This window comes from Myxococcus sp. MISCRS1, from assembly GCF_026626605.1.
In the GTDB taxonomy this organism is placed as follows: Bacteria; Myxococcota; Myxococcia; order Myxococcales; family Myxococcaceae; genus Myxococcus; species Myxococcus fulvus.
This window is the reverse complement of the sequence record NZ_JAPNKB010000001.1, coordinates 8021816-8035204: the sequence shown is the minus strand read 5'-3', so window position 1 is coordinate 8035204 and position 13389 is coordinate 8021816. Positions and strand designations below refer to the sequence as shown.

General features: G+C 67.2%; 8 protein-coding genes. 1 reads left to right on the top strand and 7 read right to left on the bottom strand.

Annotation, left to right across the window (positions count from 1 at the left end):
- Window positions 1-250 precede the first annotated feature (250 nt).
- Window positions 251-1381: a hypothetical protein gene (locus tag OWM54_RS32140; protein ID WP_267699931.1), complete on the top strand. Its 1131-nt coding sequence runs from the start codon at window positions 251-253 to the stop codon at window positions 1379-1381.
- Window positions 1382-1432: 51 nt separating this feature from the next.
- Here the strand turns inward: OWM54_RS32140 and OWM54_RS32135 are convergent, their stop codons facing one another.
- From OWM54_RS32135 to OWM54_RS32105, 7 genes are all read right to left on the bottom strand, one after another.
- Entirely contained in the window at window positions 1433-2530 is a 1098-nt protein-coding gene (locus OWM54_RS32135; RefSeq protein WP_267699930.1) for an oxidoreductase, read from the bottom strand.
- Between the two features lie 23 nt (window positions 2531-2553).
- Complete coding sequence (locus OWM54_RS32130) at window positions 2554-6297, bottom strand: HEAT repeat domain-containing protein (protein ID WP_267699929.1); 3744 nt, start codon at window positions 6295-6297, stop codon at window positions 2554-2556.
- Between the two features lie 338 nt (window positions 6298-6635).
- Window positions 6636-7832, bottom strand: coding sequence for a hypothetical protein (locus OWM54_RS32125; RefSeq protein WP_223745226.1), 1197 nt, complete (start codon window positions 7830-7832; stop codon window positions 6636-6638).
- On the bottom strand, window positions 7829-8401 hold the full coding sequence (locus OWM54_RS32120; RefSeq protein WP_223745225.1) for a c-type cytochrome: 573 nt from the start codon (window positions 8399-8401) through the stop codon (window positions 7829-7831). Before OWM54_RS32120 ends, OWM54_RS32125 begins: the two co-directional genes overlap by 4 nt.
- Window positions 8398-8919, bottom strand: a complete 522-nt coding sequence (locus OWM54_RS32115) for a DUF3341 domain-containing protein (RefSeq protein WP_223781859.1) — start codon at window positions 8917-8919, stop codon at window positions 8398-8400. Before OWM54_RS32115 ends, OWM54_RS32120 begins: the two co-directional genes overlap by 4 nt.
- Window positions 8916-10400 carry an NrfD/PsrC family molybdoenzyme membrane anchor subunit gene (gene nrfD / locus OWM54_RS32110; protein WP_223745223.1) on the bottom strand — a complete coding sequence of 495 codons (1485 nt, stop codon included), beginning with the start codon at window positions 10398-10400 and terminating at the stop codon, window positions 8916-8918. The genes OWM54_RS32115 and nrfD overlap by 4 nt, the downstream gene beginning before the upstream one ends.
- Window positions 10397-13381 (bottom strand): TAT-variant-translocated molybdopterin oxidoreductase, encoded by a 2985-nt coding sequence (locus OWM54_RS32105; protein ID WP_267699928.1) that lies wholly within the window; start codon window positions 13379-13381, stop codon window positions 10397-10399. The genes nrfD and OWM54_RS32105 overlap by 4 nt, the downstream gene beginning before the upstream one ends.
- Between the last annotated feature and the right edge of the window lie 8 nt (window positions 13382-13389).

Below are 13389 nucleotides of genomic sequence, written 5' to 3'. Positions count from 1 at the left end.
AACGAAAGAGCTGAAAAATTGAGTATGACGACTCGATCTCCAGCAGGCTGAATACAGCCATGCCCTCCGCCGCGGACACGACAAAGAGAACCAGCACGAGTCCGTGCAACCCCACCCGAATCACACATCACCCACACCCCACCCTCTTCAGCTCATCGCGCGCCCTTCCAACTCATGCGCTATACTGAACACTCCTGCGCACACATTCGGGAGCAGGCGCCGCAACAAGCAGCAGCCACGAGGGGGCCTCATGCAATCGATACGACGCGTCCTTGCATTCGCCGTCTTGCTTAGTCCAACACTGACCTTCGCAATCAACGAAGGCACGGCCCTGAACCAGGCTGGCACGACGCCCACGTCGCCTACCTACAGAGAGCTTGAGAAGACCTTCCAAGATACGAAATCAGAGATCCAGAACATCGAGATCAAGCAAGCATCCCCAGCCACTCCACCCTCGACCCCTCTCAAGATCGACGCGCCCACCCTCGCCAATCAAATCAAGGCAGCAGACGAAGCGGGGAGGCGCGCACAGGAAGAGCTGGTGGATGCCAAGTACAAGGGTGGAATGAGAATCATCACCCTCATCGCGGGGAGCGCCAACACTGTTGACTTCATCGTCTCAGCGCTCGATATCAGCAATGACCTCGCACGCCTCTCAAATCTCTGGTCCGACAAGGATTTCCGAAACGCATGGGATACTCTTGAAGATTGGGGAATCCTTGCTGGAGCGGTCACCAGCGGTGCCGGCGTGGCGGTGGCAGCATCCGGGAGTGACTCACGTCAGAAGACCGGGGGATGGATCGCCGCTGGAGGGCTTGGCGGAATCGCCGTCTTCAAGCTGGTCGGGACCCTTTTCGGCGAACAGAACGGAGACAAGTTCAAGGAGAAAGCTCGTTTCATCGAATACACCCGGAGAGCCTATGATGACCTTGTCGCGCGGGTCATGATGTTTCGCGCGTTCCGCGAAGCAAACAAGGATTTCCTCAACGAGCTCTCTTCATTCTCCGTTCAATACTCTGACCTGAAGAACTTCAAGGGACCGGAGGACACGGATGCCTCTGACGAGGCCACACAGCGAAGGCAAAAGATGGAGCGACAGCGCCGAGCCATCTCCATGCTCTACTCAAAGTATCAGCGCTTCTCCATCATCATGAATCAGATCTCGGAGATCCTGAACAACTACGAGATAGCGCTCAATCGCCACCTCAACAACGAAGAAACGCCAGCGGCCGTCAAGAAAGCGCTGACAACGGCGCCTGAAGGATTCAGCGAGAGCGTGCAAGTAAAGATTGCCAAGGCAAAGGAGAAGTTCGAGCAGAAGGTCAAACCCTTCCTCCTTTTCCAGGATGTCGCCGCGGAGGTCTTCGCCCAGAGCAACTGACGTCGAGCCGCCACTTCACGGGCCCTCAATCCACGCGAGGGCCTGACCTCATCACGGAGGAGCGTCGCCAAGGAACGAAGCGACCTCCTCCGTGGTCAGCGCCAAGCGATGCGCATGCCCCCGGCGTGAGGAGAGAACCCCCGCCTCCAGCACGGCTGCCACGGCCACCACCTGCGCGGGCGTCACCGGATTGGGTGCGGAGCCACGCACGGCGTCCCGAATGCCCGCGTAGAACTGGCGATAGTCACCCCGAGGAGCCGTCGTTCCTCGTGACGCGCCCGTGGGCCCCAGGATGAGACGCCCGGGCCAGACATCCTCGCCCCAGTCCTTCGCGCCCGGCAGTTCGCCAGCGATGAGCCGATCGGCCTGGGTGTCCATGCCGTGCTTGAGCCAGGAGCCCTTGGTCCCGTGCACCGCGAAGCGAGGCATTCCGCCCGCGATGAGCATCGACGCCTGGAGCACGACGTGGCGCTGGGGGTACTGGAGCGTCACCTGACACCAGTCATCCACTGTGGCGTTGTCACGGTGGATGGCCAGCAGGCCGTGCACGGTGTCCGGCAATCCGAACAGCTGCAACGCCTGGTCCACCAGGTGCGGGCCCAGGTCGAACCAGATGCCCGCGCCGGGGACGGGCTGCTCGCGCCAGCGCTGGCGCACCTCGGGCCGGAAGCGGTCGAACCGGGACTCGACGTGCGTCACCCGGCCCAGCGTGCCTTCGGCGAGCAGCGCTCTCAGTTCGAGGAAGTCGCTGTCCCAGCGTCGGTTGTGGAACGCGGACAACAGGCGCCCCTGGGAATGCGCCAGCGTCGCGAGCGAGCGGGTGTCCTCCAGCGTCACCGCCATCGGCTTGTCGACGACCACGTGCTTGCCCGCGCGAAGGGCCGCCTGGGCGAGCGGGACGTGTTGCTCGTTCGGCGTGGCCACCACGACCAGGTCCACGTCCGGATGCGTGGCCGCCTCGATGGCCGAGGGGAGCACCGTCACGCCCGGAAGGTCCGCATGCACGGCCTCGGGCCGGCTGGACGCGATGACGTGCAGCGAGAGCCCCTCCACCGTGCGAAGCAGCGGCGCATGGAAGGACTTGCCCGCGAAGCCGTAGCCCAGCAGGGCGACGCGGAGCGGAGGCTGGGAACGCGCGGGCTCACTCATGGTGGCCACGATTGAAGCACATGTCACCCCTCCTTCGGGGCTCCGCTCCGTTTGCCGAATTCAACCACCTTGCCCGGGTTCGGCATGCAGGCGTCTCGCGCACGGGCCTTCAGGAGCTTCACACACTCGTCGCTCACGGAGTGGTCGCCCGTCTCCGCCGCGTGCTCCACGAGCAGGCCGCACAACATCTGCGCGCGCTCGAGTGACAGGTAGGCCATCAGGAAGAAGTAGACCCCTCGGAACGGAGGGTCCCCCATGTGCTCCAGCTCTCGCGACTTGGACGGGTCAAGGAAGGTCTGGGCGACGAAGAACTCCTGAATCTTGTCGTGCCGGAAGCGCCACTCCTGCTGGTCCTTGCCATCGGGCCGCTTCCACTGCCGCCGCAGGACCAGCTTCGCACGCTCCAGGGTGAGCAACTCCAGGCTGAAGGTGGCTTCGTCGAGGGTGGACCGGCTCGCCTTGCGCATCTGGTAGGCCTCTTCGGCGAAACGCCCCAGAGGGAACTCGGAGAGATGGGCCTCCGCATACTCGCGCGCCATGAGTTCGTATTGCTGCTGACGCAGTTGGGAGAGGTCCGGGGGCTGGCCGTTGCGGAGCATCTGGGCGACGACTGTCAGGTCCAGGGGATTGGACAGCACCTCCCGCAGCGAGCGCCCGGCGTGTCCGTCCTGCGCTGTCGACAGCGCATCCTTCACGAAGCACTCGCACCGCGTCGCGTAGCTGTCGCCGCCGAGCGCGGCTGCCCCATCCAGGAAGGGCTCGCGACTCTTCAGGAAGCCCGTGATGGCGCTGTCGGACAGGGGCTCCAGGACCAGGAGCCTCGCGGTGGAGGGGGGCGTCCATTCGATGCGCTGCGTGGTGACGAGGATGTTGCCCTGGAGGTTCTCCTCCATGAACTGGACGACGCGTGCGCGGACATCCGCGCTCACCTCGTTCAGGCCATCGATGTAGACGTCGAGCGCGCCGCTGAAGATGAGGCTCTTGAGGAAGACGGAGTCCTTCGCGTAGCCCTCCAGCTTGGCTTGGATGGCCTCCAAGACGCCCGCCTGGCACCGGTCCGCGCGCAGGAAGACGGAGGTCCGCGTCGACTTCGAGAGCAGATGCTTCAGGTAGGTGGACTTGCCGAGACCCGAGGCGCCTTCGAGGACGACGTGGCCACTCAGGTGTGGAAGCAGGTTGGCGAGGCGCCCCCGCGTCTTGAGGGCCGGCTCGCGTGCCTCCAGTTCGGGGAAGTAGGCATCCGGGACGAAGGCATCGAGGGCCGCGTCGGCGGTGAGTCCGCGCTTGAAGGGCGACAACAGCCGCTTGCGGAGGAAAGGCACCCACGTCAGCAACAGCCCGACATAGGGGAAGCCGAGGACCTGTCGCACCCGCCGGTTCCAGAAGAAGACGGCCTGCACCTGACGGGAGCGTGGATAGAGGAAGATGAGGAGTATCCACACCGTGGCGTGCAGGAGCGGGACCCACTTCAGCTGGGGCCACTCCCAGCGCTGCTGCTGGGCGGGAATCGCTCGTAGCGTCTCCGCGCGAAGCGGATGCTTCTTGAGCAACAGCCCATGAAGCTCCTCGATGAACTCGCGGTCCTCCGACGCGTCCCACGCTCCCAGGTGAGGCCTGGCGACCTTCTCGATGCTGTCGGCGAGCGCCTCCTCGAGCGGAGAATCCTGCTCGGCAAGTGGCCAGAAGTCGCGAAAGGCCAACAACATCGCTCTCGCCTCGGCAGCAGAGAGGTCCTTCGGCTTCTGGGTCGCTGGTCGCACCACCCACTGAAGCACCCGCTCCATGACAGGATCGCCCTCGCCCGCGATGTGCGCGAGCACCAGCAACTCGGGATAGCGGGGGCCGCCGGCCAGGACCGCCTCAACAATCTTGGCCGTGGCCCTGGGTTCAAGTGGAGCGAGCCCCGTGAGGACGCTGTGAGCTCGCTCGTACACTTCCTCGTCCGAGTCCCGGAGCAGTACCGCGACGCGAGGTGCCTGTGCCATGGCGGCCTTGCCCATGGCGCCCAGCGCCACGACCGCTGACCTCCGGACAATCGCCTGTGAGTCCTTGAGCAAGTCGGCGAAGAGATGGGATTGAGCCACGGCCTCCTCACCCATGGACCCCAGTGCCTCTACCGCTGATCTCCGGATGAGAGCGTCCGGATCATTGAACAGGGTGGCGATATCGCGGGCATGTGGCGCGGCGCTTTGCCCCATGGCCCCCAGCGTCTCCACGGCGGCCTTCCGAACCATCGAATTGGAGGCTCGAAGCAGCCCGGCGACATCCTGGGCATGTGCCGCGGCGCCTTGTCCCATGACCTTCAACGCATCCAGCCCTGCGAGCCGGACATTGTCATTCGGGTCCCGTAGCAATTCAGCAACGAGAGGGACCTGTGCCGTGGCGACCTCTCCCATGTGCCTCAGAGCATCCGCCGCCACCATCTTGATGTCTGGATTCGAGGCGCGGAGCAGTCTCGCGACGCGAGGGGCGTGTACCGCGGCTCCTGCGCCTATCGCCTGAAGTGCAGTCGACGCCGCTTGCCGCACGGAAGCATCGGGGTCCCCGAGGAGTTCCACGATGAAGGTGGACTGTGATTCGGCCTTCGAGCCCAGAGGCCACAACACCCTCAATGCCATCCTCCGAGCAAGGGGGTCCTCGGACTTCAGGAGCTTGGCAACCTGGGACGCTTCGAACACCCCTGCCTCCGCCATCGAGGCAAGTGCAGTTACCGCGACCTCGCGAACATCCGAATCAGCGTCCGTCAGCAGCTTCACAAGAAGGGGGACCTGCTTCTCTGCCCCTCGGCCCATCTTCCCGAGCGCCAGTGTCGCCGCCACTCGGACAGGAGCTTCTTCAGAGGCCTTCAGCATTTCGGCAATGCGAGGCGCCTGTGCCGCAGCACCAGGTCCCATGTTCCCGAGCGCACCAATAGCGGCTTCCCGAATTGACACGTCGTCGTCTATCAAGAGTTCGGCAACCTGCGGAGCCTGTGCTGCGGCTCCCTTGCCCATGCTCCCGAGTGCCTTTATCGCAGCCATCTGGATGGACACCCTGGAGTCCTTCAGCAACCCGGCGACGTGGGGCGCCTGTGTTGCGGCGCCAAGCCCCATAGTCCCGAGCGCTTCAATCGCCGCCACCTTCACCGTATTGTCAGGGTCATTCAGCAGCGCAGCCACATGAAGCGCGTGTTGAGATGCCTCCCATCGCAACGAACTCAATGCCTTGACCCCCGCGATTTTGACGGGAGCAGCTGAGTCACTCAGCAGTTCGCGAACAAGTGGATCGGGGGCGACGAGCCCCCCTTCCATTTGCTCGATGACGACTGCCGCCACCACGCGGAGCTCTGGACTGGAGTCCTTCAGCAGCTCCAGGGCGTAAAAGCGCGCGCCACCATAGCCAGCCAATCTCGTCAGCGTCCGTGCCGCCGCCGCCCGAACGAGCGGGTCAGCATCTCGAAGCAACTCGGCAACGCGAGGGGCCTGCGCCGAAGCCCTTCCGCCCAGTATCACGAGCGCACGCTCCGCCCGAGGACGGGCGCGCGTGTCCTTCAGCCATTCAACCAACTGAGGGGTGTGCGGCGTCGTCGCATCGCTGGCGATACGAAACAGCGTGAGGGCCGACTCCACGAGCCGCTCGTCATCCGACGACAACCACTCCAAGAGCACAGGACCGCGAGCAATCTCATCGAGCTTCGCCTGGACGCTCGGGTGCAGGTCGAAGTCACCCAAGGTGGCGACGGCCCGTCCAACGACCACCGTGTCCGGGTCACTCAGGGCCGCGAGCATGCCCGGTACCGGTCGGGAGTCCCGCCTGGGCTCCCTGGCCTGCGCGGCACTGGGAGAGAGCCTCATCGCCCCCAGGAGCAGCATCGCCGCCCACATGAGCAGCCGTGAGGCCCGACGGTACGCAGCAGGTCGCATGTTCCCCCCAGCAAAGACCTGGGGAGCCTACAGCAACGCGTGGGAAGACGCCCCGGGCCCACTTCTCCGCACAAAAAACGAGGCCATCCGCCTGAGGAGGAAGCGGATGGCCTCGCCGCCGCGGTCACACGGGCCCCAAGGTTCCGGAAGGAGCGGGGCCAGTCCCCAGGGGCCGTGTTCGCGGGCTTGATTCACTCAGCCCATCAAGTGTGGTGATGCAGGCTCTCCACCAGGTACGGGTCTCCCACCGGCAACATCGGCGACGTGCGCACCGCGCGCGTGACGGCCAGCGTGAACAGCGCCGCCACGCCCACCAGCCCCGCCAGCTCATACAGGCCCAGCACCGGACCGTGAGGCTGATGCGCCGGCGCCACCATCAGGTACAAATCCAACCACCGTCCCACCAACAACACCCCGGCGACACGCAGCAGGTGCGACGGGTTCATCTTCGCCGGACGCGGCAAGAGCAACACGAACGGCAGCGCCCAGTTCAACACCACGTTCGCGTAGAACGGCACCTCCCACCCACCGTGCATCCGCGCGATGAAGTACACCGTCTCCTCGGGGATGTTCGCGTACCAGATGAGCAGGAACTGCGAGAACCACAGGTACGCCCACAGCGTCGCGAAGCCGAACATCAGCTTCCCCAAGTCATGCAGGTGACTCGCGTTGAGCTGCGGCAGCGCCCCTGCCCTGTTCAACAACACCGCCACCACCGTGATGGCGCAAACGCTGGAGCTCAAGAGCCCCGCCACGTTGTAGAGCGCGTAGATGGTGCTGAACCAGTGCGGCTCCAGGCTCATCAACCAGTCGAACGCCGCCAGGCAGAAGGTCAGCGAGAACAACACCAAAAACACCGCCGACACCGTCACGTTGCGCCGCGTGAGCGCCTCGCCAGGCTGAGCATCCTGCCGCAGCGAGTTGCGCCGCAGCATCCACGTGAAGGCCACCCACAGCGCCAGCATCACCGCCATGCGAATCGCGAAGAACGGGACGTTGAGGAACGCCTCCTTCTGATGCAGCAGGTGGTCCGTCTCCATCACCCCCGGCTTCGCCCACGGGTACAGCGTCGTCGCGAAGGGCAACAGCGCCAGCATCGTCGCCGCGCCCCAGGGCACGTACGACGCGAACGCCTCGGGGATGCGCTTGAACACGGTGAACCACCCCGCGTTCGCCACGTACATCAGCGCCAGGAACACCGCGCCGCCCAACCCGAGGCACAGGAAATAGAAGCCATTGGTCAGCAGGCTCGTCAGCGCCCGCTCCCGGGCCTGCACCAGGCCGAGCACCAACACCCCCAACCCCGCCCCCGCCGCCACCTGCGCGGCGCGGTGGAAGACGGGCGAGACGGCGAAGCCGCCCTGGGACTCGGGGCCGTGGGCCTGAACGGGGGCGCTCATGGCGTCTCCTTGCGCGCCGTGCGCGCGGGGTTCTGCAGCGAGCGGAGGTAGTGGACCAGCTTCCACCGGTCCTCCGGCGCCACCTGGGAACCATGGGCCGGCATCAAGCCCTGCCCATGCGTGATGATGTGGAAGATGCGACCGTCCGGCAGCGCCATCGCGTGCTCCGCCAGCAACGACGGCGGCACCGGGAAGCGCGCCGTCACCGGCCCATCCCCCAATCCCCCCGAGCCGTGGCACGGCGTGCAATAGCGCTGGAACGCCGTCTGCCCTCGCGCCAGCACCTCCGGCGACGCCGGATACGGATTGCGCAGCTCACGGCCCGCCTTCTCCGCCGCTTCCGTCCCGGCCGTCAGCTTCAGCGGCACATGCCCGCGAGGCACCGTGCCCTTCGCCGGCGTCAGCAGCGTCTTGCCGTCCGCCGTGTTCGGGTTGCTCGCGAAGCTGTCGTACGGCACCGAGGACACCATGTCCGGGGCGTACTCGTAATTGGGGCGCGTCTCGTCCTGCTCGCACCCCGCCAGGGACAACACCCCCAGCGTCGCCGCGCCCACCCAGGTCCGCTTCACGACGGCACCTCCCTCACATCCGTGGCCACCGCACCGTGGCGTCGCATCAAGTCCTCCGCCGCCTCCAGCGACTCCGGCGTCTGACGCGGCGCCACGACGATGGCGAACCGGTCATCCGTCACCCGAGGCAACGTCGGCCGCTTGTTCCCCGGAAACAGCTTCGTCCTGAAGAGGAACGCCGCCACCGTGGTCAGCGCGGCGAACAGCACCGTGAGCTCGAACGTCACCGGGATGAACGCGGGGAACGAGTTGAAGGGCTTGCCCCCCACGTTCAGCGGCCAGCTCACCACGCTGGTGTAGAGCTGGAGCGACATCGCCAGCGTGGCGCCCGTCAGCCCCGCGCCGAAGCACACCCACGTGAGCCGACTGGGCCTGAGCCCCATCGCGTCATCCAGGCCGTGCACCGCGTACGGCGTGTACACGTCCCGCAGGTCATGGCCCGCCTCGCGCACCGCGCGGGTGGCCTCCAGGACCTGCTCCTCCTTCTCGAAGTAGCCGATGAGAACCGGGGCACTCATACGGGGACATCCTTCCGGGTGGCGATGGCGAGCGGCGGCGTGTGCCGGCCCGAGGTGTCTTCCGTCGGCGCCTCGTGCGCGGCGGCGGGACGCGACGGAGGGTGGGCCGCCCCGTGTCCGGGCTCGCTCCTGGCGAAGCCGAGCACGCTCTTCACCTCGCCAATCGAGATGATGGGCAGCACCCGGACGAAGAGCAGGAACAGCGTGAAGAAGAGGCCGAAGGTCCCGATGAAGGTCCCGACCTCCACCATCGTCGGCGTGTACATGGACCAGCTGCTCGGCAGGAAGTCGCGGTGCAGGCTGGTGACGATGATGACGAAGCGCTCGAACCACATGCCCACGTTGATGACCAGGGACAGCGCGAAGATGGCCGCGGGCGAGGTGCGGATCTTCTTGAACCAGAACAGGTGCGGCGACACCACGTTGCACGTCACCATGATCCAGTAGGCCCAGGCGTAGGGGCCGAAGGCGCGGTTCATGAAGGCGAAGCGCTCGTACGGGTTGCCCGAGTACCAGGCGATGAAGAACTCCGTCGCGTACGCCAGCGAGACGAGGCCACCGGTGACGATGATGACCTTGGTCATGTTCTCCAGGTGGCGAATCGTAATCAGGTGCTCGTAGCCCAGCACCACCCGGGTGATGATCATCAGCGTCAGCACCATCGCGAAGCCGCTGAACACCGCGCCCGCCACGAAGTACGGCGGGAAGATGGTGGTGTGCCAGCCGGGAATCACCGACGTGGCGAAGTCCATCGACACGATGGTGTGCACGCTGAGCACCAGCGGCGTCGCCAGGCCCGCGAGCAGCAGGTACACCGTCTCGTAGCGGCTCCACGTGCGGTGCGAGCCCGTCCACCCCAGCGACAGCACCTTGAAGACGGCCTTCTTCACGCCCGCCTTCAGCCTGTCGCGCACCGTGGCCAGGTCCGGAATCAGGCCCACGTACCAGAACACCGCCGACACGGTGAAGTACGTGGAGATGGCGAACACGTCCCAGAGCAGCGGCGAGCGGAAGTTCACCCACAGGCTGCCGCGCGTGTTCGGATACGGCAGCACCCAGAAGGCCAGCCACGGGCGGCCCATGTGGATGACGGGGAAGAGCGCCGCGCACATGACGGCGAACAACGTCATCGCCTCCGCCGCGCGGTTGATGCTGGTGCGCCACTTCTGCCGGAAGAGGAAGAGGATGGCGGAGATGAGCGTGCCGGCGTGGCCGATGCCCACCCAGAAGACGAAGTTGGTGATGTCGAACGCCCAGCCGATGGTCTTGTTCAAGCCCCACACGCCGATGCCCGTGCCCACCTGGTACGCCACGATTCCCGCGCCGGTCCCCAGGACGGACACCGCGATGGCGAACGCCGCCCACCACTTCCACGTGGGCGCGCGCTCCATGGGCGCGCAAATCTCCTCCGTGAGCTGACCCAGGGTGCGCGACTCGCTGACCAGCGGCACGCGCAGCGGGGACAGATGCTGGTTGCTCATGTTCCGCTTCCCGACCCGGTGTTCCGGATCTTCGTGAGGTAGGTGATGGACGGCCCGATGTTCAGCTCCTCCAGCAACCGGAATGCCCGCCCGTCCTTCGCCAGCTTCGCCACCCGGCTCTCCGGGTCATTCAGGTCCCCGAAGTGGATGGCCTTCGCCGGGCAGCTCTGCTGACACGCCGTCTGGATGTCGCCGTCCTTGAGGGGCCGGCCCTCGCGGTTCGCCGTCGCCTTGCCCTCCTGGATGCGCTGCACGCACAAGGAGCACTTCTCCATGACGCCGCGGCTGCGCACCACCACGTCCGGGTTGAGCACCATGCGCTCCAGGGGCTCGTCGTGCGGGTAGTCGAACCAGTTGAAGCGCCGCACCTTGGTGGGGCAGTTGTTCGCGCAGTAGCGCGTGCCGACGCAGCGGTTGTAGACCTGCTGGTTGAGCCCCTCCGACGAGTGCACCGTCGCGAGCACCGGGCACACCGTCTCGCACGGCGCGTTCTCGCAGTGCTGGCACATCATCGGCTGGTGCACGACCTGCGGATTCGCCGCGTCGCCCTGGTAGTACCGGTCGATGCGCATCCAGTGCATCTCGCGCTGGCGCAGCACCTCGTCGCGCCCCACGCTGGGGATGTTGTTCTCCGCCTGGCAGGACACCACGCACGCCGAGCACCCCGTGCACGCGCTCAGGTCCACCGCCAGCGCCCAGCGGTGGCCCTTGTACTCGTGGCCGGACCACATCGAGAGCGAGTGTCCGCCGTTGCCACCGCCGTGGCCGCCGTGTCCCTCGTTGCCCGCGCGAGGGTTGGCCAGGAACGCGGCCAGCTCCGCCTCGCGCACGTGAGGCCGTCCCTCCAGGCTCGAGTGCGTCTGGGTGAGCGCCAGCTTCTGCCGCTCCCCCGTGGCCGCCACCGTCGCCCCCGGCACCGAGCGGCGCACGCGCCCGTCCACCACCGCGGCCAGCGGGGAGACGCGCTCCCCCACTCCGTCGCCGATGCGCCCGGCCCGCGTGCGGCCGTAGCCCACCGCGAGCCCCAGCGCGCTGGGGTGCGTGCCGGCTTGAATCAGCACGGGCAGCGAGACCGACCTGCCGCCCACGCTCACCTTCACCACGTCGCCGTCGGACAGGCCCAGCTCCTTGGCGCGCGCGGGTGAGATGAGCGCGGGGTTGCCCCAGGTCGCCTTGGTGATGGGGTCCGGCACCTCGTGGAGCCACGCGTTGTTCGCCATCGCGCCGTCGCGCAGACCGACCGAGGGGAACAGCACCAGCTCCCACTCCACCGAGGGACGCGCCACGCCGGCGAGCACCTTCGCCACGCCCTCCTCACGGAAGGTCAGCGGCGCCGCGGGCACTGACGACAGCGTCACGACGCCCCGGCGGACCGAGTCATCCCAGAAGTGGGCGAAGTCCGTCCCTGTCACGCCGGCCCTCGGGAAGACCTCCGCCTCCCAGCGCGCGCGCAGGAAGTCGTGGTGGGCCTGGGCCGCGCCGGCCCACGTCAGCAGGGACTCCACCGCGTCGCGCGTGTCGTGCAGCGGCGACACCGCGGGCTGCCGCAGCGACACCACGCCCCGGCGAGGCTCCGCGTCGCCCCACGCCTCCAGCGCCGTGGAGGCCGGAGCGTGCAGCCGCGCCAGCACCGCCGTCTCGTCCAGCCGGTCGTTCAGCGCCACCGTGAGGGGCACGTTCTTCAACAGGGCCCCCAGCGAGTCACCGCGCGCGTCGGTGTGCGCCGGGTTGACGCCGAGGAAGACCACCGCGCCCACGCTCCCGGCCTCCAGCTCCGCGAGCAGCTCGCCGTACGACAGCGCCTTCTCGTCCAGCGCCACGCCGTCCCGGGGGAGCACCGTGGTGCCCTCGTTGCCGAGCAGCACGTTCGCCGTCGCGGCCAGCACCTGGCCCGCCACCTCGTCGCCACCACACACCACCAGCGACTCGGTGCGGTGGGCCCACAGCGCCTCGGCCAGCTCATCCAGCGAGGCAGGCTCCAGCCTGGAGGCAGGCAGCGACTTCAGCCCCGGCACCTCGCGGCCCGCCTTCACCGCGAGCCTGCGCACCACGTCACCCAGGGCCAGCGTCACGTCGGACGGCGCCACCACGAAGCGACGGTCCGCCGCCGCGCCGGTGAGCGTCATCACCGGCTCCACCTGGAAGTGGCGCGCCATCGCCTTGCGCGTGGCCGCGTCGCGCGCCTCCGCGTACTGCCGCGTGAAGGCCACCGGCGACACCCACGTGCCCAGGAAGTCCGCGCCGAAGCTGGCGATGACCTTCGCCCTGTCGAAGCGGTAGTCCGGCACCACGCGGGCACCGTGCGTGACGCGGTACGCATCGCCCAGCGCCGACAGCTCGCCCAGGGGCTCGTAGCGGACCGTGCGCGCCGTCGGGTGCGCGGCGAGGAAGCGCGACACCGCGGCCTCCGCCGTGGACCCCATCACCCAGGGCAGCACCAGCCGGATGGCCTTGCCGTCCTCGGTCGCCTTGGCGAGGCCCTTCTTCACCTCGGCGTCCAGGTCCGTCCACGACACGCGGCTGCTGGCGCGCGAGGGGAAGCGGGCGCGGCTCGCGTCGTAGAGCGAGAGCACGGAGGCCTGGCCCACGGCGCACACGCCGCCGCGGGACACGGGGTGCTCGTCGTTGCCCTCGACCTTGATGGGGCGACCGTCGCGCGTCTTGAGCAACAGGCCGCAGCGCGCGGGGCACGCGTCGCACGTGGACGCGTACCAGAGCGCCGTGCCGGGCGTCACCTCGTCCGGCCGCGACACGTAGGGGATGAGCTTCTGCACCGGCGCGCGCTGGCAGGCCACCATGGCCGCCGCGGCGCTCAGGCCCATCATCTTGAAGAAGTCACGACGGCTGCTCGCATCCGGAGGCGCGGCGGCGACGCCCACCGGAAGCTCCTCGGCGAACTCGTTGCGCTGCGTGTCGAGCCACGAGGCATCCGTCGCGCGCTCGGCCAGGCTCTGCCAGTACTGGGGAAGTTTGTCGGACATGGCGCGGG

Bases quoted from the DNA above. Each gene is read 5' to 3' on its own strand.
- OWM54_RS32140 (WP_267699931.1), top strand. From the start codon at position 251: ATGCAATCGATACGACGCGTCCTTGCATTCGCCGTCTTGCTTAGTCCA.
- OWM54_RS32135 (WP_267699930.1), bottom strand. From the start codon at position 2,530: ATGAGTGAGCCCGCGCGTTCCCAGCCTCCGCTCCGCGTCGCCCTGCTG.
- OWM54_RS32130 (WP_267699929.1), bottom strand. From the start codon at position 6,297: ATGCTCGCGGCCCTGAGTGACCCGGACACGGTGGTCGTTGGACGGGCC.
- OWM54_RS32125 (WP_223745226.1), bottom strand. From the start codon at position 7,832: ATGAGCGCCCCCGTTCAGGCCCACGGCCCCGAGTCCCAGGGCGGCTTC.
- OWM54_RS32115 (WP_223781859.1), bottom strand. From the start codon at position 8,919: ATGAGTGCCCCGGTTCTCATCGGCTACTTCGAGAAGGAGGAGCAGGTC.
- nrfD (WP_223745223.1), bottom strand. From the start codon at position 10,400: ATGAGCAACCAGCATCTGTCCCCGCTGCGCGTGCCGCTGGTCAGCGAG.
- OWM54_RS32105 (WP_267699928.1), bottom strand. From the start codon at position 13,381: ATGTCCGACAAACTTCCCCAGTACTGGCAGAGCCTGGCCGAGCGCGCG.